Below are 24,597 nucleotides of genomic sequence, written 5' to 3'. Positions count from 1 at the left end.
CTACCGCTACCGCGTCAGGCCAGCGTCGCCGTGAGGCAGTCCTGCACCGCCGGCGCAAAGCCGTAGGGCACGTAGTCGGTGAACTTGTCCGGTGTCGCCCACACGATGTCTGCGAGTTCTTCGGCGTCTGCGACGTACGCCTCGCCGCTGACGACGTCGCACGCGACGTAGCCCATGAGGCGACCCGTGTTCGGGTGCAACCGCTCCCCCAGCACCTTCACAGCCTCGACGGTGAGCCCGGCCTCTTCGGCTGTCTCCCGGACGGCCGCCTGCTCGAACGTCTCCCCCGGCTCGACGGCCCCGGCGGGGAACTGCCACGAGAGCGAGCCCTCGGAGACGCGACGCTGGACCAGGAGCAGCTTCCCGTCCTGGACGATGATCGCCGCTGCGATGGCGGGCTTCTCTTCGGTTGCTGCCTCAGACATGCGTGCCTCGCAGTACTTCGAGGATCGGCGGGTAGATGGTGCTCTCCGGTATGAACTTGCCGAGGTCCGTTACGGCCACCCACGCGACGCTGGCGTTCTCGACGACGTCGCGATTCTCCGCCTCACCGGCGAGATAGTCACAGTGGAGATACTCGCAGTGGACGCCCGTGTGCGGGTGTACGCGGGCTCCGATCTGCTCGCGGACGGAGCAGTGGACGGCGGTCTCGGCGTAGGTCTCGCGTACTGCGGCATCGGCCGGCGACGCTCCGGGTTTCACGATGCCAGCAGGGAACTGCCAGTGGAGCGCGCCGCCGTCGCGGCGCTGGACCAGGAGCACGAGGTTGTCCCGTTGGAGCGGCCGAAGGGCGGTCGGTCCCGCCGCGTGCCGCTGGCGAACCGCGTACTGCCTATCGTGCGGGACCTCGCCCACGGCAAGGCGCCGGAGGAGCTGCTGCTCACGACGACGCGTGACGCGATGCTCCACAGGTCGGCAGTCCTGCGCACGCTCGACTGGGAGACGACGGGACGCGGGCACCGGCTACACGACCTCCGCCACACCGCCGCGTGCCTCTGGCTCGCCCGTCGCGTCGACCTGGCGACGGTACAGGCGCGGTGCGGCCGCGAATCCGCCGCGACGACGAACAGGTACCTACATTTCCTCGGGACCGGAGCCGATGTCGCGGGTCTGGATCGCCTGAACGACGGTCGGGGGAACCTCGGGGAACCGACGACGCGGAAGACGCCTCTTAGGCAACGGAGAAACCCCGCTCGACCGGAGCGTTTGCCCTGGTCAAGCGGGGTTTACGTCTGTGGAGCTAGGGGGTGGAGCTAGGGGTGTGCTGGTTCACGACATCGTTCATAGATGAGTCGAGACATCGTTCATATCGGCGGGTCAGCCCGAGCCGCACAGCCACGGACCGGGACGATCGGGCATGTCGAAGGCCAAAGTCATCGTGCTGTCCGTCGTCCAGCAGGGCCTGACCAAAGCCGAAGCGGCCCGCCGGTTCGACGTCTCCTGGCGGTGGGTGCACACCCTCGTGCAACGCTACGAAGCCGACGGACTGGACGGTCTCGAGCCGCGTTCGCGCCGCCCGAAGTCCAACCCCCGCACCACACCCGAACCCGTCCGCACCCGGATCATCGAGCTACGCGAGAAGCTCACGATCGACGGCCTGGACGCCGGCCCGGCCACGATCGCCTGGCACCTGCACGCCGAGGGCACCGACCCGCCCGCGATCTCCACGATCCGCCGGATCCTGACCGACGCCCGACTGGTCCCGCCCGAACCACGCAAACGCCCGCGTTCCAGCCTGCGCCGGTTCGCCGCCGAACAACCCAACGAGACCTGGCAGTCCGACTTCACCCACTGGCACCTGGCCGACGGCACCGACGTCGAGATCCTGAACTGGCTCGACGACCACTCCCGCTACCTGCTGTCCTGCACCGCCCACACCCCCGTGACCGGCACCGACGTGGTGAACACGTTCACCACCACGATCAACACCTACGGGCCGCCTGCCTCGACCCTGACCGACAACGGCCTGGTCTACACCTCACGCTTCACCGGCGGCCGCAACGCGTTCGAGTACCTCCTGGCCGGACTGGGCATCCGACAGAAGAACGGCCACCCAGGCCACCCGCAGACCCAGGGCAAGATCGAACGCTTCCACCAGACCCTCAAGCTCTGGCTCACCGGCCAGCCCCCGGCACCCGACCCGGCCACCCTGCAAGCCCAGCTCGACACCTTCCGCCAGCTCTACAACACCGCCCGCCCCCACCGGGCACTGGACCGCAAGACACCCCACCAGGCCTACCACGCCCGCCCCAAAGCCCTGCCCGACCACATCACCGACCCGCACTACCGCGTCCGGTTCGACCACGTCGGGACCAACGGCAAGATCTCCCTACGCAGAGCCGGACGCATGCACCACCTCGGCATCGGCGCAGCCCACCGCCACAAGAAGGTCGTCATCCTCGTCGACTCGACCCACACCACCGTCATCGAGCACGGCACCGGCCAGATCCTGGCCACCAACACCATCGATCCCGACCGCACCTACTGGCGCAACAACGAACGAGAGCCCGGCCGATGGCCGGGCTCTCAATATGAACGATGACGCGAGACATCTATGAACGATGTCCCGCGTCATCACAGGGGTGGAGCTAGGGGGATTCGAACCCCCGACCTTCTCAGGTCGGTTCGAATCTTTCTAGCCCTCCGGAGGCATCACGGCAGGTTGGTGCGATAGCACTGCTAAGAGGGTTGGAACCGCAGAATGCTGCGGATTCTCGTCTCTCGTGAGCCATCCTCGCGCAGCAGGCGATGACGGTCAACCGCAGGCGTTGTCGGTCGACAACCGCGTGGACTGACTGAGGATTCGGGCTTCTACGCGCGGTTGCGTGGACGATGCGTGGATCGACTTGAACCGCAACCTCTGGGAACTCGGTGTGCCCGAGATTTCCCACTACGGAAAGGTCTGGAGTCAGCGGGACCTACCTTGGATTCTCGGGAGACAACCCAGGCAGGGATGATGCGAGCTGACGCTTGGTGGACGTGCCTGGGGTCGGAGGAACCGTCTGGACTCAACCTGTTGTGTTCTTTGTTGTGAGGCTCGAATCGTGGCGGAGCTGACCACTCCCTCGCAACGACGCTGGCGCCGGCCGCGCTCCCCCGAACACATGTCTCGACAGAGTCCGCCGTCGCACGACCCGTCTGCAGAATTTTCGCGCACAGGCGACGGAGCAGATTGCCTATCCCGCACCAAGCAGGTCCGTAGCGGGGAAGTAGCACGATCCCGTCTCGTTCGCGTGTCGACGCTTCGCCCGCATGAGTTCATCCAGCCTGATCCTGCCGTCGAGGACGAGGTGCAGGTCCATGCCGTCCATCGTCAGGAACGATGTACCGACCCTGTAGACCTCGCGAGTGTCGCTCGTGAAGCCGTTCACGGCGACGAAGAGACCCAGAGCGTTCTTCCCCTTACGACGAACCTTCGCGTCGAAGACATCCGCCGCTGGTCGGCCAACTGGTCCCGCATGCCACTTCGCCTCGACGATGTAGTCGTCGGTGTCGAAGCTGAGCGAGCCGTCAATCTGCTCGGTCGCCGTGCTGTAGGAGAGTCGCGGCTCCATGTCGAAGAGTTGGAACAGGTCTGCGAGGAGCTTCTCGAGTTCGTAGCCACGCGCTTGCTGGTTCGCGGCCTGATGCAGGGCCTGGAACCGGCGCTGGAGCCCGGAGATGTGATCCTCGAACTGTCGCAGCGCCGTGGCCTTCGCGAGTCGGGCTTCCTGGGCGACACGAAGGCGCTCCTTCTCCTCCACCTCGTGGACCTGCGGGGCCATGACCTCGGCCAGCCGGGCGACTGCCTCCCTCGCTTCGCGCAGACGCTGCTCCCGGTCGGGCTTCTTCATTCGCTCGATGTCGGGGAACCTGGTCTTGCCCGCGAGCTCGCTCATGATCCGGAGTGTGGCGGCCTGCAGTTCCAGGTCCCTTTGGATGAGTTGGTCAACAAGCTCGCCGGCGACTTCGCGCTTCGTGGCTGAGAAGTTGAGGCCGGCGAGCACTGTGGGCTGATCGCGGAAGAGTGCTCTCACAAACCGCTCGAAATCTGGCTTGTACCAGGTCGCTGTCGCCAGCACATCGCAGAGCGCCTGGTAGCCGTCGAGCGAGATGCGCTTCATGCGTCGATTTTACGGTTCGCGGCAACGATCTAGCCCAGCACAACCGGACCAGCGTCTGCCAGTTCCGCAACAGCACCGAAGCCACACTGCCGCGCTTCTCCGGACGTCGCTCCGATGCCCGTGAGAGCACCGACGAAAACGGCCTGGGAACCCAGGTAGTGCGAAGAGGAGGCGAGGTCCCGAGTTGGCCAGTGCTGTCAGTCGGGGTGATCCTTCGTTTCATGCCGTCGCCAGCGGCGAGGCCAAGCGCCGACGCCGCATACTTTCGTTGTGCACATCCCATCGATTCCCGGCTACGAGTTCTACGAAGGCCCACCTACGTTGGCAGATCTCTGGTCGCGGCCAGATGGCGACTACCCGCACGGCTTCTGGCCAGAGACTGAACTGAGTCGTATCGAGGCTGCCCCGACAGGCTGGCTCACGATCGAGGAACACTTCCACCGCGACGACATGTACGGCGGAACACACAGCCTGCTCATCGATCCCGCAGCGCGAGAACGAGTACTCAGTTCGACTGGTTGGTCTGGCCACCATGACGTAGGGCAAGTCGAAGTCTGGGCCGACGGGACATTCTCGGACGGCTTGACAGCGCGTCAAAGCGACGACGGGGGTGCGCTAGCGTTCTTCTCGGCCGTTCGTGAGCATCACAGGCTCGTTGAGCCCACGTTCGAGATCACTCCAACGTTCCTCTGGTACTGGGACGCCTTCCCGACAGACGACGGATGGTCATATCTGAACGCCGCTGGTCGGGACGTCGAGTTGATCCGGGTGCGTCTTGCGATGGACGCATGGAAGGTAGAGGTCGCCGCACTGGAGTTGCGCACGTACCTTGCAGACGCTCATCGGGAGTTGCTCGTCCAGAAGGACTACACGATTAAGACTGACCATGCCCCGTTTGCCCGAGTGGATTCAAGCTGCAAGAAACCTTGGCTGAACTTCGATTGGTTCGCCATGCACGAGGCGAGCATGGAGGAACATCCGTCGTTCTCGACCGTCATGGGTAAGTACGTGGTCGAAGGCGCTCGGACCTCGCGCGTTCGCCGGATCGATGAGCGAGACGAGCCGAAACGATACGTCGAGTTCGTCTATGGCATCGACAGCAATACTGGCGAAGTGCTGCGGCACACATGTGATCCGAACCAGCTTGGCGACTATGGGGATAGTTCGCGCCAGCACAGCATGACGCCTGTGTACTTCGCCCGCGAGGTGTTGGGTCGCTACGCGGGGGAACCGGCTCGTTACAGCGTGACCACCAACCGGATCTCGTGCCTCGATCTGTGGGGGCTGGACATCGGGACGAACACAGTTGGCCTCGTCGAGGTCTATCTCGGCGATCTCGGCCGACTGACCGAGGCTGAGCAGTCCCACTGGTTGGCTCACAACGTTCAGCCCGAAGGAGCAATGGATGAGGGTCGGTTCCGTCGAGACTTCTTGAACCAGTGGGCGTCGTCGCCCGACCCAGTCGGCGAGCTCCGCCGCGCCCGGACCCGGGCGGCCGAAGCAACTGCCGTGCTACTCGGTGCTCCCGTATGGCGCTACCTCGATACCCAGACCAGCAGAGAATTTGAAGAGCTGCTTGGCCCGACGACGAGCGACCCGTCAGCTATTGCCGCGCCTACGATCATCTTGACCAAGGCGCTAGTCGATGGAATCGACCCCAAACCCCTGAAGAAGTACTTGGGCGGCGCCCAACCGAATGAACGTTCGCTGTCTCTCCTGCGCCGGTTCCTTGTCGAACTGGGAGACGCGGAGAATTCTGTCGAGGCGTTCATAGCTCTCCAAGGGTTCCGTTCCGCAGGCGGAATCGCGCACCTGGGCGGCTCGGGTGCGGCCGCTGCGCGACAGAATCTTGGGATTGATGGGATGCCGCCACAAAAGGCGTTCCTGACCGTTACTGGGCGGCTCGCCGCTGCTCTTCAGCACATCACAGCACTTGTGGAAGCGGCCGATCGCGCAAAGGCTTAGGTGCATCGGCCGTCCTCGCACGACTGGATGAGTCCAGATGTCCCAGTTCTCACCCGAGTAGACCGCCTGGAATTCCGCGGATCCGGAGGCCACGCGCCGACGCCGTGCTTCCTGCGTGCCACTCCTGCTGAAAAGGAGTCTCGCCCGCAGTCCTCGGGCTCAGAGCTCGTAGCCGGTTTACGGCTCGACGGGAGCTCTGCGGCGTCGATCACGGCGCTGGTACGGGACTGCTGCTGCTGTGTGTGCGGAACCACTCACGCCGGGCGATCCATGCCGCGTGGCCCTTCGCCGCGAGCCACCCGACTTCAGGAGGTGGACCTAGCCGTGCTCGCATTGCGATCAACGTACTCACGGCGACGCAGCTCCTCAGGACAGAGGTGCGACCTCGGTGTCACCCTGGACGGGTGAGTCCGCTTGAGTTCGTCGCATCCCTCGTCTCGTCGCTGGTCACGCTCGCTTGGCCAGCAGCCGCCATAGTCCTCGGTCTGCTGTTCATGAGGTCGCAGCAGCCGGCGCTCGCGAGACTGATCGACCGAATCAAGTCGCTCAAGGCCGGCCCATTTGAAGCCACCTTGCCTGCGGAATCGACACCCGGAGCGCAGCATGTGCTGGCTCGCGTTGGAGAGGCGCCCGGAACAGCCGAGGGGATGGGGAGCGAGAAGCAGCATTCCGACAGGCAGGTCGACGCAGAAGTGCACGGCACGGTGCCACAAGTGACAATGTCCCGCGAGGATCTCGAACTTATCTTGACCCAGTACGGTCAAGCGGGCTGGGATATCGCGCAAATGGGAATGTTCAATGGTCGGCCCCGTCCTGTAATCAAGTGGGACGAGAATGGTGTTCCACAACTTGTCGTGTGGACGGCCCGGCGCACTGATTCCATCGAGGAACCGCTCGGCTGAATGCAATCAGTTGCGGATGGCCCTGCGCCTCCTGCTCAACTGCCGAATAAATGGCACGCCCGGCAATCACACCACCAGCACCATACGCTCACCCGCCAGGCCGAAGGCGGTCCTGCATGAGCCGGTCGAGCACCTGTAAGGGAAGACATCCGTTCTCGGTGAGGACGTTCTGTACGTGACGCCGAAGGACGGGGAGGGAACCTTGCTTCGCGGCTGCCGCGAGGAGGTCGGCCCAGACAGCCTCCACGTCGCCGGCGATCTGGCTCACCACCTCTGTGGACGCGAGGTAGACGTTGGGGTTCGCTACTGGAGCGTGTTCGGGAGCGACAGTCAGACGGTCTGATACGAGGATGGTTGGGCTACCTGCCGGGGCGTGTTCTGTGCCTTGATCGGTTGCCAGCTGGTCGAGCTGAGTGTTGGCCTGGCGGATGTCCTTGAGCGGCAGAAGGCCGTCAGAGTGCTCCTCAGACTTTGCTTCGATGGTCAGCCACATGGCCGTGTCCCATCGCCATGCCGAGTCACAGCGTCCCTGACCGGGTGGCTTGGCCGCCACAGCCCCCAGGTACGTGCCGAGCGTGGTGAGCGCCGCTTCGTACGGGCCCGCAGCATCTTGGCTCAAGCCTTCGCGCATCTGCTCCAGGTCGGCCTTGATTTTGTTCGGTCTGAACTGCCCGCCGAGAGTCGCCACGAGCGTGTTGATCGCCACGGCGTCGGCGCCCGTTGGTGTCACCTCCTCCGCACCGGGAAGCTCTGTCATTTCTTTGAGCCAGGTGCCACGGGTCGACGCCTTCTCGGCGTCACGGAGCAACTGGCGGGCGCGCGCCCGATGGGCCTCTCCCTTGGCACCAAGGTGGAGCCATGTCCCAGCGATGTGCAGCAGTAGGCCGCGGTATCCGCGAGTCGCCTCGCCGCCCTTGCCGACGACGCGGGCAGCATCCTCCAACTGCTGGCTTGCGGCGATCCAGTCCTCGGCGAAAGCGAGCCGCCAGGCGGCGACCTCCAGCTTCGCCATTTGCCCGAGAGCGACAGCCCCGGGCGGGTCGGTTTTCTCCACCTCCTCGCGGAACTCGACCACGAGCGGCTCACCGTTCTCGCGCCAATCGGTTTCGTGATCCAAGAAAGTGCGAACGTTGTCGAGAATGTCGGACGCGTCCTGCCCCCTGCTGTTCTCCCAGCCGAAGTGCACCTCGGCCTGCAGTTCGGGTTCAAGCGCGCTCGTGTTCTCGGACCGTGAAAAATAGCGGGTGATGTCCGATCCCAGCACAACGACGACCGCGTAGTCGTTGGGGCCACGAGTGCAGCGCCCGGCGCCCTGCACGATCCGGGTCCTGAGGCGTTCGGAGAGGGCAGCGCTTGCCTGTGCACGCTCGCTCAGAAACTTCTCCTGCAGGCTGACTGCATCAGGCTTGCCACCGAGCACTACGATCCGGCAGGCGTCGCCGGGCAGATCCATGCCGTCGTAACGGTTGGCGAGCCCCAGCAGGCCCGTCTTCGCCTTGGCGAACGTTCGGAGCCCGTTCTGGACAGCACTCTTTCCAAGGACCGGAATGTTCGCACCGGCTAGGAGGCGAGCGGCCTCCTCAGTCTCTTGGGACGAAGCCTGGCTGAGCACGAGAGCCTTGTTGGTGATGCCGATGATGTCCTTGGTGAGGCCGACGGCGTCGCCGCCCTTAACGAGATCCGGGAACACGAATAAGCGACGACCAGAGCGTGGGGGCGTCTTGGTCGGCAACGGCATGCGCAAGATGTCGGAGCGACCGAACGCTCGTTCAAGCTCGCCGCCGGCGCCCAGCGTCGCGGAGAGGTAGATGCGTTGTACGGCGTGGGAGAACACCCTGTTCTCGAAGGTTGGCGGGACCATCGGGCGGATCTGAATGCCACCGTAGGAAAGGTAGACGCAGCACGCAGCCAGCCCCGTACGGACCATGGCGAGCTGGAACTTGTACGGCTCACCAAGCTGGGACAGTGCAGCATCGAGCGTCGCCAAGGCCGCGGGCTCAATGGCAGGCAAGATCAGACGCACTTGGTGGTGTGCTCCCGGGTCGGGCTGTCCTTGGAGTCGCTGGAATTGCAGTCCGGAGAGGAACGGTCGGAGCGCGTCGAGAACGGCGAGATACGCTGCTTCCGCCTCGTAACGACGGATCGTTACACCGTACTTCTCACCAACGAACTGCTCACCCGCGTGCGCGTCGTCAAGCACGATGAGGCGGGGCACCGGCAACTTTGGGCTGCTGTTGAAGATCGAGCTGTACGTCGTGATAGCAATCGCTTCGCCTCCGTCGACGTCACTCTCGTCGGCGGCGCTCCAGCCATGATGGCTACCCACCAAGAGGCGGGCCGGCACACCTTCGGTCGCCGCCGTCGAAAGCACCTGGTGAGCGAGCTGCCTGGTCGGAGCGGCAAATAGCACAGGCCCCTGCGCCTTGCGCCGAATCCACTCCGCAATCAGGAGTCCGGGCAGCGTCTTACCCGTCCCGGTCGGGAGCTCCAGCGCGAGGTCCGGAGTGTCGTGGTGCCCTTCCGCGTACGCCCGCAGCACGTCGCCCTGGTGGATCCACATCGAGCTGACAGCGTCCGCCGTGCGCGGGAGCGCTCCGCGAAGGTACAGCTCCTCAGGCGTATCGAATTGCTGATGGACCTTCTTGGACTTGCCTACAAACGGCATCAGTCGGTGTCAATCTGCTTCGTCGGAAACCTAGTCGCCTGTTCACGCCAGGCGATGGTGAGACCCGTGATCACGGCGTTGAACGGCGAAGGACTCGCCAAGAGAGATGCCGGCGCACGTAATTCGTGACGCGACATGCGGGGTGAATTCAACCTGCCGTTGACCGCCATCGGACCAGTTCCATCAGGCTTCGCGCGGCTCGGCCGAGGTCACACCAGGCCGGGCGCCGTCCTCGACATCAGCAGCGCGCAGCCAGTTACGCAGGCACGACTCGCTGAGCCCGTGGCCTTTCGTGATCTGACTGATCGGAGCCTGGCCACGGCGGGCCACCGCTACGGCATCGTCGCGGAACTCTTTGGGGTGGGATGCGGGCCCGGTAAACATCCTTCCACGTGAGCCACAAGGCACCACAAGCCAGTTGTCACTTTCCGTGCAACAGCCCCGATGCCGCGATGGCACACAGATGTCAGCACGACCGGCCCTGCCTGCCGAAGCGTGGATCAGTTCGGTGGCACAGGACGGACACCTCTGGGATGACAAAGCCCGACTGCGCTGAGGACGGGACGACCACAGTCACCGTCCTGGCGCTGCCCAGAGAGGTCGACCGTCATGGTCAAAGCGCGTCAGAACGATCCACTGTCCACGATCCTGCAGGAGTCCACCGACCTCGTCGGCACCACGCTGGAACAGATCGAGTGGGCCGAGAGCGAGATCGACGCCGCCATCGCCCGGCATCCGACCCAAGGTGACCTTCTGTATCACGGGTTCGGACTCCTAAGACCCACGCATCGGTTGATGGCCACTGAATTCGTGAGCCGCTCGCACTACCGGGAGCTCCTAGACAGGCTGGCGACCGGTAAGGACACCCGCCCCGGTACGGCGGCCGAGGTATGTTGCGCGTGCTGCGAAGCCAGCCTGGTCGCTCCCTTGAGCTCGACCGCTGCCGGCCTCTACTTCCGGATGTGGGAGTCCGCGTTTCCCGACATGCCGCCGGTCACCGACCGCACCCAGCACTACGAAGCGCTCGACAGCTCCTCGATCGATGCTGTAGAGGCCGCCAGCCGGCGCACCCTGGCGCGCGAGAACCGTATTGTCGGTGATGTCTCCTGCACCGGCATGCACCACGGTGCAGTTGTGCCCTGCACCTACGCCGCCGCCGGAGCCAAGGCCACTGCACCAACAAGTCCCACACATCGGCATCTATCGGCAAGACAGCCCGCGGCCACCCCGGGGTCGAAGGCTGAGCCCGCGTTCGAGTTCGAGCCACCCGGGGCTCCGAGCGTGGGAGGCCCGAACCTGTGAACTAGTTCGCCCGAAGAGTGTCACCGGTGTGGGGGGTCCTGTTCAACCTCCGTCAAGCACTCTTGTCCCCAATCAAGGCGCCACCGCCCACTGCCTCGGTCACGTGGCGGCGAACGCCGCCGTTGACGTACTGGACTTGCCGGTCCGGCCGGATGATGCGACTGCTCGAGTTGCCGCGACCCGTTCGTAGATCGAGCACGAATTTCTGCCACGCTCGGATCAGAAGTCCCAGTTCTCGTCCAAGAAGCTGTAGTGCCTGGAAATCCACGGATCCTGAGGTCACGCGCCGGTATCGTGCCTTCTGCGTGCCACTCCTGCTGAAAGAGTCCAGCCTTCAGTCCTGGCGGCTCGGAACTCGTTGTGAGTTTACCGGCTCGACCGAACCTGTGCGGCTTCGATCGCGACGTCCGTACGGGATTGCTGCAGCTACCTGCGAGGAGCCGTTCACGCCAAGATCGAAACCAAGTTTGCCGCGATCCACCACACCAACAGAACCACGATGGACGAGCGTGTTGTCATGACTCAACGCTAGAACGACAGACCGGCGTACGCCTGGTCACATCACACTAACTAAGCGGCGCGCCCCGCACGGCCAGTGCAGCGGGCCGTCATGGCATGGGCGGTACAGGTTCTCCTCCACATCGATTGCACTCGAGCTCCGCGCGCACTGCAGAGCCGGACTCGGGCAACGTTGACCGGTTGAACCAGTCTTGCTTAGTCGGCGAGGTCTGCGACGCGGGTATCGCCGGCGACGACGAGCATGTCGACGATGCGCTGCCAGCGTGCGATGTCCGCGGCTTGGGTGAGGTCGGGGCGGCGCTCGTGGAGCCATTCGGGGAGCGTGTACGTCCACGCGCAGTCAGGACCTGCGGCGGCGACTGTCGCTTCGATCCAAGGCAGGCCGCGTTCGATCTGGCCGTGGACGTCGAGTTCCCGGGCTGCGATGACGAGGTGATCAAGGCTCATTTGCTGCGAACCGGCGGCCTCGACCCACCGGTCTACCTGGGGCTGCCAGGCCAGCAAGTCACGCCAGGCGTACGGATCACCAGCAAGTTCACTCGTGAGGTAGCGCCCACCAGCGAAAGAGGTGGGGATCAGATCTGCTCGGGCGTAGGCGCCCCAGCTGCGCTCGGCGAACAACCGAGGGTGGTCGTCCGCCTCGTCGAGGACGAGGTCCATGATCTGCGGCCAGAGTCGTCTTGCGTGCTCGCCGGCAACCGATCGCTCGGCGGCGGCGGCAGCGAGCGCGCGGAGCCCTTCAGCGAGGAGCCTCGCGTCCAAGAGGTAGTTGCGGACGTACCGGAGCGTGGTTTCGTCGTCGCCGCTGGATGCTTGCCACAGTGCAGCACGAGCCGCCACGAGGGAATCGCTATCGCTATGGTGGTAGCCGTGCTCACTGGCGAGCATGCCCCGCTGATGCGCTCCGAGGCACACGTGTAGGGCGAGGCGCGCGTCCCCACTGCAGCACGCAGCAGTGGTAGCGGCGGCTCCAGTTGCGCGCAGCGCCGGGTTCAATCGTCGGACATAGATATTCTCCCCTGGAACCTCGTCCAGCGTCTCCACATGCGGTGGATCGAGCCTGGTTTGTGTGCGGCGCTGCAGCTTCTGGTCCCATGGGCCGAAGATCGACACGGAGGCGGATTCGACGACGAGATCGTATGCGGCGCGATGGTGGCAGCGACCGTCGAGGTGGTCGGTGTCGCATGGCGAAGCCCAGACGGCGTCGAGCGCTCGCGCGAAGGCGAGCCGCGTCTGGTGGTTGCCGTCAACCGCGAGGCCACGACTGAGGGTGATCAGTGCGTCTGTGCCGTCGTGGCCCTCGAAGGACAGAGCGAGCCGAAGTTCTCTGGCCGCGGGGAGCAGCAGGAACGGAAGTGCACGGGCAGCGGACCTGTCGGCACCTTGATCGAAGATCGAGTCGTCGCTCGCGTCCGGCGACCGATCAGTGGCCCGTATCGCGACTTGTAGGAGCGTTGTCGCGGACCAGGCAAGGTCGTCTGGAGGAACCGTTGCCCGCGATGTCAGGTGCAGTTCGATTGCCGTTGCCGCGACAGCTGCAGGGCCGTCCGAGGAGAAGCTATCCGCCCGCGGCGGGCTATCGAAGAGGTCTCGCGCGAGCGCAAGGTCAGCGCGGAGCACGTCCGGAGCGAGGTCAGGGGCAGGCGATCCGTTGTCTCGGACGAGTGAGTGGCGGACGACCAGGCCCGCGGCTTCGTTGCTGCGGCGCAATTCGGTGTTCGTGTCCGCGAGGACCTGTTCGACGTCCGGGCTTGTCGTCTGCTGGAAAACGACGTGGTCGTGCTCATGTCGAGCGTCGTATGCGTTCCGGTCGAGTCCCGCGGCCCAGGTCTCCACAATGGCGAGATGCTCGCGGCTGCCCGGTCCGTTGTGATCGAGTTGCTGGCGGGCGTTCGTCAGGAGCTGGTCCCCGACGTTCTTAAGCTGTTGGACACGTTCGCCGTCGGCTGTCAGCGCGAGCATCATGCTGACCACTCGTAGCGACCAGCTGCGGCGTTCAAGATGCGCCAATTCAGGAACTCGGGCGGCAAGGTCGCCCACTTCTTCGTTGGTAGCGCGGGAGAACTCGAGTTCCCAGGCCGTGGGCTCGGCAAGGTAGGGGTCGATCGCGTCGCCGACGTCCTCCAGGTGCCGGACGAGGACAGCGAGTACGAGGGCGGGCATGGCGAGGCTGTTGGCGTCGGCCATCATCATGTCGGTGAGCGCAGTAGGCAGAGCTCCGGCATCGATGAATTCTTCGGTGACGAACTCAAGAGCCTGCAGAGCGCTCATACACGGGTACGGGCCGACGCCGGTGCCGCGATACCACAGCCAAACGTGCCCGTCGCCCACGTACTCGCGCGGCTCGCCCGTTACCGAGAGGACCTCGCCCGTCACCGCCGAGCCGTCAACACCCGCTCCAGACCAATGCGTGGAAGATCGACGAACGCGGAACCGAGCTGCATGGTCGAGAATCCGGTTGAGCACTGCGAGGCCGCCTGGATAGTCCGAACGGAACATCGCCACGAACGGACCGTGCTGGTACGACGCGAGTGGGCCGGGCCGGTAGCGGTGATCTCGGATGCCGTCGTCGGGCAGTCCACCGGACAAACCGAGCCCATCCTCGTCCTCGTCCTCGTGTTCGATGTAGTACGCCTCGACGAGGTCGAGCAGGAGCGTCGGGTCGTACGCAGCGAGTGCCGACCCACCACCGAGGGCTTCGACAGCGTCTTGGAGCTTGTATGGGTCGTCCTCCGCGATGCGGCGCAAGATGGCTTCTCCCTCGGCGCTGAGGTCGGGGCCGAGAAGTGCCAGGTGCTCGATCTGCGCATCGTCGATCCATAGGTATGGGCGGTGCCGAGCAGGAGTTCGGCGGCGCCGGCGGCCCGACGATCGGCCCGACGAGAACACCGAAAGCCAGCGGGAGCGGTCCTCCTCGGCGGCAGCGATCTCCTCGGGCGTCCGCGCGGCGAGCGCGGCTTGTCGGGCGGCTACTTGCTCGTTGACCTTGCGCTCGCGACGTGCGCATTGCCGCAGGATCTCGTCGCGGAGCTTGATGCGCGTCGCCTGGCCCGCGCCGCTCCGGCGGAGTACGTGCGCGCGTAGCCAGTCCGCCTCAAGCGCCATGGCGTCCTTGGCGACGCGACCCGGCAGGCCGGGCTCGAGCAACTGTGAAACAACGGGCTCGGCGACGACGGTGTCAACGACGCCGTCCCGTTGGTGGCGGGTGCGCATGACACGAATCAACCGGGCGACGCCGAGGCCGTCGTCGCCCACGAGTGTCGGCCATGAGTCGTGGAGCACGTCGCCGGCGTCGGGCAGCATGAGGGCGGCTTCCACCGGGACATCCGACCATCGTTGACCATGTCCGTCCGCTACCAGCGCGTCGAAGGACGTCTCCAGAGCCTTGAGTCGGCCATGCTGCGGGTATCCCGGGTCGTCCGGAGCCGTGAGCAGGATCTCGCATGCAAGCCGAGCCGCTGACAGCGTCCACCGGGGCACTCCACGCGCAGTCAGTGCGGCCGCCGGGTCGCGGTCGGCTAACAGCATTCGGGCGACGGCATAAGCGCGGACGAGGTCGTGCTTAAACGCTGGCACCCGCTCCCAGGGCAGGCGGCTCGCCGGCAGCAGAAGTCCGCTACGTCGAAGACCGTCAACAGCAGCGTGATCGAGCCGTGCTAGAAGGCTGTCGACGTCGCCGGGGCGGACGGCGTGGTCCGCCAGCCGCAGCATGACCTGCTCGCGCGCGTCCGGCGCTCCCTCATCGCGACGGTTCTCGTTGCGCACCAAGTGATACCAGATGTGCTCGAGCGCCTGCGCCTCACTGAGCGGCAGCCCAGGGTCTCCCGACCGGCAGAGGAGGTCGATGACGATCGGCCGACGGAGCAACTCGCGGGCGCGGGCGTCGTCGACGAGCCGCTGCAGAGCCGGGAACGTCTGAGCTGCCTCGCGCAGGTCCTCGTCATCGAGCCCGGCCACGAGTAGCTCGCGTGGAGCGTCGCCGGATCGGTTCATGAGCTCGATGACTGCGGCAGCAGCCTCGCTCGTTGTCACCGCGACAACCTTCATACCTGCATCGCGTGCAGAGCTGATGAGGTGCAGGTAGACATCGCCGTGGCCCTCCGCCGCGGCCTCCGCGCTGTCGATGATGAGCATGCGTTCCGGAGCTGTCAGCTCTGCCAGAAGCTCGTCGAGCGGGTTCAGCAGGACGGCGAGGAGGTCACCGTACGAGGACGGCAAGTGCCTGAGGTTGAGCGCGAGTGCCTGACGGTCCTTGCCGAGCTGCTCGATCGTGTCCATGACGAGCGCGCTCTTGCCAACGCCGGATTCGCCCATCACGACGAGGTCCTCGGCAGCGACGACCGCTGCTCGTATCGACTCGCGGATCGCATTGCGTGGCAGGCGCAGCGTCTTCGCCTCCCGCCCTATTGCGGAACGTGCGACGGCAGACCGAGTGCGCCGGTCCATGTCAACGAGACGCGTCCACCCCTGCGGGGGCACGTGCGTGTTCGGAGCAATTTGCCCGTGCAGGTACTGGCGCAGAGTGGCTGCGTCCACTGCGCCAGCATTCTTGGCGAACTCGCCAGCGAGTTGCTCAAGTCGGTCGCGCAGCGCGGCAGCGTTCTCGACCAACCCGCCGATGGCGACTCGCTGAAGGTCATCAATAATCGCCGTCCAGGCATCCTCATGCCCAGTCTCGAGCTGTGTCTGCATCAGCCACAGTCGGCGCAGGAGGCTCCAGCAGCGGTGCTCGACGGATCCGAGGGCGCCAGGAATCTCGGGAAGCACGCTCGCGACCATGCCGCGAAGCTGTTCGAGCCGGCCGCGGCTGGCGAACCTGCCGGGAGTCTGCACGAGCGCAAAGAACTCGTCGGCCGTAGCTTGAGCGCGGGCCACGCCCGCAAGCTCGGCGAGCTGTTGCGCGTGCACCTGGTACCCCGAAACCGCGACCGCGAGACGATGCTCCACGCCCATGTCCGGCTCGTTTTCAGCGGCAATGTCAGCTGCAACGAGCGACGCGACGAGGTCTGTCGTCTTCTTGTCGCTTCGGATGAACCTCGGTGTGCGCCGGACCGCGATCTCAAGCCGGAGCGACGAAACGCCGTCGGCGCCGGCTGCCGTAGCCACCAGATCATCAAGGTGTGCGGCGGGCGACTGCTGGAACGCCACCCGACTCGGCGGCCTCTCCCCCAACTCGTGTACCGGCCCACCGGTAAGGAGACGAGCGAGAAGGACCGCCCCGAGGCGGTGCTCCAAACGCGTCCCGCCCCCGCCACTCGCGTACGGACTGGCGGCGCCCACCCGTCCCGCATTGTCTGCTGTCATGCCCTCCGGCTCCTCGGAAGCCGATTGTAGGACCTTGCCGGTCTGGTTCTCAGAGTTCGGCGAGATCGCCGACTCAGGCGTCGTCGGCACTGGCGATCACGTTGAGGAGTCCGTATTCGAACTGGTGGAGTATGCCTTCGGCGAGTTCAACGGCCGCCTCTCGGTTGTTCGCCACCGTGGCCCTGGCTTCGAGCACAGCATCCACAGGTTTGAGCGAACGAACCGGTGCAGTGTCCCGGTATAGGTCAGCCCCTCCAGGAGCGAAGGTGCGTCCGGCTGTGCAGGATCACTGAACCACGCGATCTGGTCGTACTGATGATTGTCCTTGTCGTCGTCGAAGATCGTGCGCGGGACGTCGTTGAGCTCGGCAGGCGGCCACAGCCCCGTGGACAGGAACGCCTTGAAGAGGGGGTCGTCCATCCGGTCGAGGTTGAAGTCGCCCAGCACCAGCAGGTTCTGGTTCCAGTCGTCGGGCCGGTCGGCCCATCCCCGCATCCATGCGGCGAAGGCAGTCAGCTCGCCGATCCGGTCCTCGGGCTTCTTGCCCCACAGCACGTGCACGGTCGTCAGGATGAACTCGGTCGCCTCGCGCACGAACCCGGCCGCGTAGGGCGTGCGGGCGAACTGGTCGACGTCGCTGCTCGCCGCCGCGGGAAGCACCAGCTCCCCCACCAGGCCGGAAGGCTGGGCGCGTTCGGCGTCATACACGTAGGCCAGGCGCTCGCCGTTGCCAGGGCCGCCCTCGGTGACGTCGGAGGCGATGACCTTGTAGCGCGGGCCGAGCAGGTGCAGCAGGGCGAACAGGGCGGTGGTGTTGCGCCGGGTCTCCTGGACCGCGGTCACGTCGAACCGCTGAACCACCTCGGCGATGCACGCCAGGGCGTGCCAGTCGCGCTTGGGACTGTCGTCCTGGGTCGACTGCCACTTGTGGGTGAGATCGCCGAACGCACGCAGGTTCCACGTCCCGATCAGCAGGTTCTTGCTCGCCTTCGCCGGAACCTGCGCGGCCAGCGCTGCTCGTAACCGGTCCACGTCGTCGCTGACCGCACAGGGAACCAGACCCGCTGGTGGAGCGGTGACCACCGTCATGTCGACCTCCCCCAGCAGAGAACTACTGACACCTACTATGAGCGCCGCCTCGACGGGCAGATACTGCTGACCAGTCGGTTCACCCTCTCAACGTCGGTCGCAAGCCCGGATCAGAGCCACGTCTGCATGCAGGCGCACTGCACGGCCTACTGCGCCGCCCAGGGCACCGGTGCAGAATCTCCTAGCCATCCGTGCGGGGGGATGGTGCTCAGGTAGCCACCGGTGTAGCCAAGGGCGTGCAGCAGCAACATGCAGACGTACTCACGGCTTTGCTGCCACGCCTCCACAACCAGGGACTCCCGTGTGTACAAACGGGCTTGCAGATCCTTTGGGTGGATCAACTGGTTCCTCACCCACGTAACCGCCCCAGGGCCGTCAACTCCCTTATCTGCCGCGAGCTGATGCAAGACGGGTAGTCGATTTTCGTCCACGCCGATCGGAATATGCGCGCGGACGAGGAGCTCTCGAAGACGACGCGCGGTCGGCCACACCTTCGTTTTCTCGAACTCAGCCTTTGAGACCACTCCGCCGAGCACGAACGTCTCCCAGCTAAGGTTCTCGATCGCGGGAAACGCAGAGAAGATCCGGTTCTCGACAAAGCCCAGGTTGGACGTCTGAGTAGCGAACTGCATCTGAAAACGGGTCGTGTTGGCAGCATCAGCGTCGAGGAGCTTCCGAACACTGACCTCGAGAAACGCCTCCAAATCGCCGAAGACAATCGGGCTGATGACCGGTGAACCGATCCGCTCGTATGGTGCGCAGATCGGACTCGACCACGAGCGCCATGCCTTCCCGCCAGTCGTATCGAACCCATCGGAGAGCGTCGGTGCGACCCAGCGCCCGGCCGCGAACGACAGCGACAGGCGCAGCGCCTCGATCACCCGCCGCGCGCTTTCGAGCTCGAACGAGCTGCCGTCCGCGCGACGAAGGTCCATGACGTGGGTGAGCACGTAACGCGCCAATCCCACATCTTCCTTGAAGAGGGATTCGCCATCCGGTCGCCCATCGAGCGTGATGCTCCAACCGTCGATTTCGAGGGCCAGGCGGCTGCGTGACCACGTACTGCCGTCACTATTGGTGTATTGCAGCGTCTCGTTGCCGAGATAGTTCGGCAGATTCATCCAGTGCACGAGGGCATTTTCCAGCAGGTCGCCGGACTCGAACTCAAGGTGCGAGGAACTACCGGTGACCGAGTCGAACGATGCACTGCTGACCGTGCTGTGCCCCGTCATCCGGCCAGCGGTCAGTTCGAACCGGTCGCCCACATGACCAATCCTCGGGTGGCGGCCCGCTGTTTCCGGGGCACGCACTTGCCAGCGAAGTTCCGGTGACGGGAATGGGACCAGGCGAATCGTCCCTTTCAGACCACTGCCGTTCAGTCCACCGATAGGTCCCGAGTAGAGGTAGATCGCCTCTCCCGGCGCGTTGAAGGGGTAGATCGGCGTCAGTGGCTCGCTGCCGTGCTCGTCGTCCGGCTCGCTTGTCGACATCAACGAATTCTGCGCCCGAACGTGCCAGTGCTCAACCACGCTCGGGCTTGCAGAGCCGTCGCGCACCAACTGCAAACTTGCTCGGGGTAGTCCTCTAAGCAGGACCGCCGTCGTGACGTGTCTACGATGCACGCGTGCTTCTACCCATGATGGCCGATGACCCTGCCACGCTGGTCGAGTGGCTCACCGCACTGGCCACGGCAGCCGCGGTAGTCGTGGCACTGACGTTCGGCGGCGTGGAGTTCTGGCGCGGCCGCCGTGATCGGGCTGAGCAACGAGCCGAACGACGCATTTCTCAGGCAGCGCTGGTCAACGCCTGGCTGGAGGTCCACTTCGACGACGTCAACACACGACTGCTCGCCGGATACCGGCTCCACAACGCTTCGACCGCACCGGTGTATAGCCTCGTCACCGTCATGCCGAAGGGCGCCTGGCCAGGGCGGCTGGCGCCCTGGGGACTACTGACGCCGACCGACAAGCCGCGCGAGGTCGGTCCGGCCCGTGACGTTGGTTTCGACTCCGACGCTGATGTCCAGTTGGAGTTCACGTTCCGCGACGCTGCAGGTACCTGGTGGCGGCGCACCACAGATGGGCTGCTGCACGAGCTGAAGAGCGACCCCTACGGCGACGGTCCACAGCCTTGGTGAGGCGTCATCGTGGTTGACCTGTCACGACAGAGCGTCCGGAACCTGGCAATGGTCCGATAAGTCACAGTGGTGAGGTCATGCCTAGTGAGGGGCCCCGCGAGAGGTCAGCGGCGATGCTTCCGTGACCTGCTCACGGTGAAGCATCGGCTGGACGTGTCGTGAGCAGGAGTGCTTTGTTAGTGCGGCGGCCACGCCTCGGCTGTGGGCAGGACCGGCAACGGGTCGGCGACACGCCATGCTCGAACCCAGGGATCGCTCCTGGCCGAGCAGTTCCGCACCGCCACGCGCACGTCCGGCGCGTCGCTCGGGTGCCAGCCCGCCGCGGCCCTTAGCGGGTTCGCGCCGCTCAACGCGGCACGTTTGTGTCACGTTCGGCTGGCCCAGCGCGTCCCGGCTTGCCTCGGCGCCGCCGACATCGTCCTCGTCAGGACCCTCGTCACCAAGGAGACCTGGCCCCGCGCCGAACGCAAGCGTGTCAACGTCCTCGTCGATGCCGAACGCCGCCGGCAACACGTCCGATGTCCGGACGACGTGGTCGTGGTGCGGCATGAGGCCGCCGCGCCACGATCACTTCTCGATGATGCCCGGAGCGTCTATCACTGCAGACGCATCTTCAGGGGTGTGGGCCCGGAGCATGCGCGGTGCGGCGGCGTCAGGTTTCGTCGGCTGAACTCACCGCGCCCAGCGGCCTGGCGGCTTGACACTGCTGACCTCGGTGTCAGGACGGACACCTGGCACCGTCCGTTATTCGGAACCGTCGATTTTCCTATGCCGCGCGAGACGCCGGGACGCGGTGCCATCCACCCGTTGTCGACGCTCACCTCGACGACGAACGGCTCGACCAGCATCAGGTCGACGTCACCCCGCGAGGAACTGAACCATCCCAGCATTGACGCAGGCAGCCGTTGCAGCCATGCACGCTCCGCGCGTGCGGGACAAGCCACGAAGCCAGAGATCGGCGAGCTGCCAGGGACAACAGGCCACGCCCCCGGGGACGCGCAGCCCCTGGATCGAAAGGCCCATCACCACCTGCTCAAGGGCCGACGGGGTGCCAATTACCGCGACGCAGACGACATCGACCGCGACACAGCGCTATGAGCGTGGGAGACAGTACCGACCGCAGGCCAGCTCAGGGGGCTGCCGAACTCTGTAGAAATGCCCAGCGTGGTGGTGTCTTGGGGACGAGGATAGTAATCATGGACGAGACCGCAGTCGACGGCTGGTCACCGGCAGACAACCCCTACGCGATCGCCGTATCGGAGGCTCAGTGGGCACTGCGTGATGTCGAGCTGTGCGTTGGGCGCATCCATGCTGGCGGTGAAGTAGTCAGCGGGTTCGACTCCCGGCAGATCGACGCGAGGCATTTGTGTCTCGCGCTGGCGCAGTTGCTGACGGCGGAGACGTTGGAGCAGGAGGCGCTGGCTGATCTCGGCATGCACCCGGAGGTCGGACGGGCGCTGGGACAGGCACGCAAGCGATTCGAACTGGCTCTGCCGAACATCGCGCGAATCCGAAACGGGCTGGTCCACTTCGAGAGCTGGTCGCGTGGCCTGGGCTACGGTCCGCAGAGCCAGCAGGTCGAGGCTGGTGACGAACGGCGCGATGTGGCTCGCGTCTTCTGGGGTTTCCGTTACGACGTCACCACCGACGCTGTCTCCATGGGGCCCTACCAAGTCAACGTCACCGCCGCTGGGGAGGCTGCTGCTGAGCTGGCCAATTCGATCTACATGGCCGCGCGCGCTATCGACACGAAGGACACCGCCGACCATCGTGATGCCGCCGCACAGGTCCTCACCGACGCCGAAGTCTCTTGCACACCTGCAGGGCCGGTCCAAGTCTCCGTAGGGTTCGACGGACGTGTGTGGCTCTCCCTCGGCTCCGCAGCCGCCGCTGAGGAGGCCGAACGCCACACGGTGGCTAGGAGGGCAATCTCCGCACTCACTGGTGCGGGGTTCGGCATCACTTCGCTCGGGCACCTTCAGGCTGACGATTTAGCTCTCCAACTCGCTGCTGGGCAGGCGCTCCGCATCGAACCACGCGCCGCTCTGCAAGCTCCCGCGCCGGGGCCGCACGACTGAAGGGCGACAGTCCCGCTATTCAAGAGATCTGAATCGCTGACTCACCACGACCGAAGGCATATAAGCCTCCCAGTCGTCGCCTTCCTCGAGGGTCTGGCTTGCCGGGTCGCTCAGTGTCGATTGCCACCGCTCCAGCGCAGCCCCTGGAGACGTCACCCATAGAGGTGGCTGTTCAGTGAATGCGCCTCCGACCAGATCGCGTACGAGCTGACCCACATACTCATCATCGAACACCGATTCTGGACGTCCCCGTCTGTCAAGCGCCGGCGATGCGGCGAGCCTCGCCATGGCACCTGGCACCCCCGGCGCGAAGAACGCGCTGGGCAACCCGAACGGCGATGGCGGAATTCGCGGGTCATCCGTGAGCGCACGCAACCAACTGTCGGGCTCGTCGAAGCACCATGCCAGGCACGACCATGGGTGCGTGTGCTGCCTCATGTCTTCAAGGCGCACGGTGCGTGTGCGCTGACGTGTCAGTAGACCGCTGGCAGCCACTGCCGCGACATAGGTGATCGAAGAGGCCGGACGCGTGAGGACTTGAGCGCACGCTCGTGTGCTGTACGACTCGATGTCGCTTGCCGGGTTGTAGAGCACGTATACCGGCATGACGCCAGCGGCTCGTGCCGCGAGGATCAACTTGTCCACTTGCCTCAGTCGCGACTTATCGGTCCTGTAGCCAATGTCGTACCCGTCATCCTTCAGTTTCTTCGCCTGGACATAAAACGAGAACCACCCGTTTTCGTCCCCAGTACACCAGATCCAGTCGGCCCCATTTTCACCTTCTTGGTTCTGGTTCATCTTGTTGGTCTTTAGCTGCCCACCCAGCCGTCTGTGCAAATTTAGGAGGGCGGTCTCGGTGATCGTCGTCTCTCCCTGCGAGATTCCGGCTGCGTCACCATCCGCGATCTGCACGCCAAGTGTGATCGCTTGCTCAATCAGCGCCGCTAGGAAGTCATGTCGGTCTTGTCGTGGGGGCATCGCGTCATGCGTCGATCGCGGGGACATATCACTATACTGAGCCGTCCCAGGCCAGATGGGGCAGGTCTTGACAGAGTTCACCCCGCCCGTCCCTCCCAACCGTCGGCGTCCCGTTCGAGCCGGTACTAGCCGCGCGGCGACGCGAACGGGCGAGCAACTGGCCCGGCACCAGCGCGAACTTGTCGGCTCGCGAAGGGTCCCGATGGATCCGATCTACGGCAGCTGTCCGCCATCTGGACCCAAGGCTGAAGGTTCGGGAGCTCGACACTGCGAACCTCGGTATCAGGGCGGACAACTGGCGTATTTGATGCCTGCAGAGTCGGCTTCGGGCCGATAAGGCCTGATCCCGCGAAGGGCGAGCCCTCACTCTGTTGGCGTGATGCGCGATCGGACGGAGACCAAGGCTGAGCGAGCCTTGTCAAGCTGGCCGGTCGGCCAATGCGCGGGGTCGTTGGAGTAGCTGATGTATGCGTCCGGCGAACTGATCACGTCGGTCCTGATTTCGCTGCCCCCCACCTTTCGCCATCCGCGACCTGAAATCAAAACGAGCAATCCGACAGTTGCAGGTTCTCCAGTCGTCATGACCGATGGATCGGCTGCGAAGTCGACAAACTTGGTCACAACAGAGCGCCCGGGCACGACGTAGGGGTGAGGGAAATCCTCGACGTCACCCGATGAAGGCTTGATAGTCGTGCGAAAGAGCTTCGTCGCCGCAGTTGCCGTGTGTCCTGCGCTGGACATCTGGAGACGCAGGTCGACGACGACCAGTGGTTTCGGCCCGCTGTTGTACAGAGTCACGGGGATTCGCAGCGCCGATTCATCAACGTGAACGAACGCGGAGAAGACTCGGATCTCAACCATGCGGAGCCGGCCGGGGCGTACGTATAACCACCAGAACGACCCGACGGTGAAGAGTAGAGCACAGGTCGAGATCACGATTGCCGGTGTCAGGCTTCCGCTTGCCCCATCTAACGACTGCGCCAGACTGGTCATATCGGCACCATAGGCGAGTCAATGACACGAGGGAACAGGTTCCGCGACAGAGTCGTCCTAGCGGGCGGCGGAAGACCAGCGATCAGCCCGCGGGCATCGAGACGTCATCCACACGCAGGTCTGGACGTACCCGGAGGAAGCGCAGGAGGTGCCGAAAGCTCTGTCCGTCCCACCCCACATCGGCCCTCACCTCGACTACGATCGGCTCGACGAGAGTCAGTTCGACAACGTCCCTCCCGGTCGCATGGAAATGCGCTAGCGCCGTCCGGGGCACCTGGGCCGGCCACGGATGCTTCCCTGCTGGTGGAGCGAGCCACGGAGCCAGAGTCCGGCGGGCCGACGGTGACAGGAGCGTTGTCCGTCCCACGATCCGCAGCTCGCCGTCGATCGTGAGGCCAGCGATGACTTCCTGCGGGCCTGAGCGTGTGCCGATCACCGCGCCGCAGATGACGTCGACGGTCTCGCGGCGCTTGACCTTCAACCTTATCTGCACCTGAAGGGGCGCGGGGGCCCGGAGGCATGCCGACCGCAACGAAGGAGCCCCGTTCGACCCGAGCCCCTG

Annotated in this window: 16 protein-coding genes and 1 pseudogene; 7 read left to right on the top strand and 10 right to left on the bottom strand. The window is 64.9% G+C overall.

The window, feature by feature from the left end:
* Window positions 1–14: 14 nt before the first annotated feature.
* Window positions 15–425 (bottom strand): NUDIX hydrolase, encoded by a 411-nt coding sequence (locus C8K30_RS29345; RefSeq protein WP_108496449.1) that lies wholly within the window; start codon window positions 423–425, stop codon window positions 15–17.
* Window positions 418–762, bottom strand: coding sequence for an NUDIX domain-containing protein (locus C8K30_RS31090; protein ID WP_199230761.1), 345 nt, complete (start codon window positions 760–762; stop codon window positions 418–420). Before C8K30_RS31090 ends, C8K30_RS29345 begins: the two co-directional genes overlap by 8 nt.
* Between C8K30_RS31090 and C8K30_RS31545 the strand changes: the two genes are divergently transcribed.
* Both C8K30_RS31545 and C8K30_RS29335 read left to right on the top strand, forming a co-directional pair.
* Complete coding sequence (locus tag C8K30_RS31545) at window positions 724–1,257, top strand: tyrosine-type recombinase/integrase (RefSeq protein ID WP_233257557.1); 534 nt, start codon at window positions 724–726, stop codon at window positions 1,255–1,257. The genes C8K30_RS31090 and C8K30_RS31545 overlap by 39 nt on opposite strands.
* 49 nt (window positions 1,258–1,306) lie before the next feature.
* Window positions 1,307–2,542 (top strand): IS481 family transposase, encoded by a 1,236-nt coding sequence (locus C8K30_RS29335; protein WP_255415800.1) that lies wholly within the window; start codon window positions 1,307–1,309, stop codon window positions 2,540–2,542.
* A 634-nt stretch (window positions 2,543–3,176) separates the two neighbouring features.
* Here C8K30_RS29335 and C8K30_RS29330 read toward each other — a convergent pair.
* Window positions 3,177–4,103, bottom strand: coding sequence for a restriction endonuclease (locus C8K30_RS29330; RefSeq protein WP_108496447.1), 927 nt, complete (start codon window positions 4,101–4,103; stop codon window positions 3,177–3,179).
* A 270-nt stretch (window positions 4,104–4,373) separates the two neighbouring features.
* Between C8K30_RS29330 and C8K30_RS29325 the strand changes: the two genes are divergently transcribed.
* Both C8K30_RS29325 and C8K30_RS29320 read left to right on the top strand, forming a co-directional pair.
* Window positions 4,374–6,068, top strand: coding sequence for a hypothetical protein (locus C8K30_RS29325; protein WP_146197645.1), 1,695 nt, complete (start codon window positions 4,374–4,376; stop codon window positions 6,066–6,068).
* A 404-nt stretch (window positions 6,069–6,472) separates the two neighbouring features.
* A complete protein-coding gene (locus C8K30_RS29320; RefSeq protein ID WP_108496445.1) occupies window positions 6,473–6,970 on the top strand; it encodes a hypothetical protein in 498 nt (165 codons plus the stop codon).
* An 88-nt stretch (window positions 6,971–7,058) separates the two neighbouring features.
* Here C8K30_RS29320 and C8K30_RS29315 read toward each other — a convergent pair whose 3' ends face one another.
* Complete coding sequence (locus C8K30_RS29315; protein ID WP_108496444.1) at window positions 7,059–9,635, bottom strand: DEAD/DEAH box helicase; 2,577 nt, start codon at window positions 9,633–9,635, stop codon at window positions 7,059–7,061.
* Window positions 9,636–10,244: 609 nt separating this feature from the next.
* Here C8K30_RS29315 and C8K30_RS29305 point away from each other — a divergent pair.
* Complete coding sequence (locus C8K30_RS29305) at window positions 10,245–10,937, top strand: hypothetical protein (protein WP_108496442.1); 693 nt, start codon at window positions 10,245–10,247, stop codon at window positions 10,935–10,937.
* Window positions 10,938–11,651: 714 nt separating this feature from the next.
* On the opposite strand, the gene C8K30_RS29300 is transcribed toward C8K30_RS29305, so the two are convergent.
* The 3 genes from C8K30_RS29300 to C8K30_RS29290 all read right to left on the bottom strand — a co-directional run bounded on the left by C8K30_RS29300 (window position 11,652) and on the right by C8K30_RS29290 (window position 19,339).
* Complete coding sequence (locus tag C8K30_RS29300) at window positions 11,652–16,604, bottom strand: hypothetical protein (protein ID WP_146197644.1); 4,953 nt, start codon at window positions 16,602–16,604, stop codon at window positions 11,652–11,654.
* Between the two features lie 252 nt (window positions 16,605–16,856).
* On the bottom strand, window positions 16,857–17,849 hold the full coding sequence (locus C8K30_RS29295) for an endonuclease/exonuclease/phosphatase family protein (RefSeq protein ID WP_199230760.1): 993 nt from the start codon (window positions 17,847–17,849) through the stop codon (window positions 16,857–16,859).
* 146 nt (window positions 17,850–17,995) lie between these two features.
* Window positions 17,996–19,339, bottom strand: a complete 1,344-nt coding sequence (locus C8K30_RS29290; protein ID WP_146197643.1) for a hypothetical protein — start codon at window positions 19,337–19,339, stop codon at window positions 17,996–17,998.
* 134 nt (window positions 19,340–19,473) lie between these two features.
* On the opposite strand from C8K30_RS29290, the gene C8K30_RS29285 reads away from it, so the two are divergent.
* Together C8K30_RS29285 and C8K30_RS29275 are read left to right on the top strand one after the other, a co-directional pair.
* Window positions 19,474–19,986, top strand: coding sequence for a hypothetical protein (locus tag C8K30_RS29285; protein WP_146197642.1), 513 nt, complete (start codon window positions 19,474–19,476; stop codon window positions 19,984–19,986).
* A gap of 1,196 nt (window positions 19,987–21,182) precedes the next feature.
* On the top strand, window positions 21,183–22,064 hold the full coding sequence (locus C8K30_RS29275) for a hypothetical protein (protein WP_108496438.1): 882 nt from the start codon (window positions 21,183–21,185) through the stop codon (window positions 22,062–22,064).
* Between the two features lie 15 nt (window positions 22,065–22,079).
* Here the strand turns inward: C8K30_RS29275 and C8K30_RS30560 are convergent, their stop codons facing one another.
* The 3 genes and pseudogenes from C8K30_RS30560 to C8K30_RS31540 all read right to left on the bottom strand — a co-directional run.
* Window positions 22,080–23,069: a DUF6615 family protein gene (locus C8K30_RS30560; RefSeq protein ID WP_146197641.1), complete on the bottom strand. Its 990-nt coding sequence runs from the start codon at window positions 23,067–23,069 to the stop codon at window positions 22,080–22,082.
* 336 nt (window positions 23,070–23,405) lie between these two features.
* Complete coding sequence (locus C8K30_RS30555) at window positions 23,406–24,035, bottom strand: hypothetical protein (RefSeq protein WP_146197640.1); 630 nt, start codon at window positions 24,033–24,035, stop codon at window positions 23,406–23,408.
* An 82-nt stretch (window positions 24,036–24,117) separates the two neighbouring features.
* Window positions 24,118–24,597, bottom strand: a pseudogene (locus tag C8K30_RS31540) (hypothetical protein); the annotation flags it as partial.

Origin of the sequence: Promicromonospora sp. AC04 (assembly GCF_003058225.1) — a bacterium.
Lineage (GTDB): Bacteria > Actinomycetota > Actinomycetes > Actinomycetales > Cellulomonadaceae > Promicromonospora.
The sequence above is the reverse complement of the archived record's forward strand: the minus strand, read 5'-3'. Positions and strand labels throughout refer to the sequence as shown.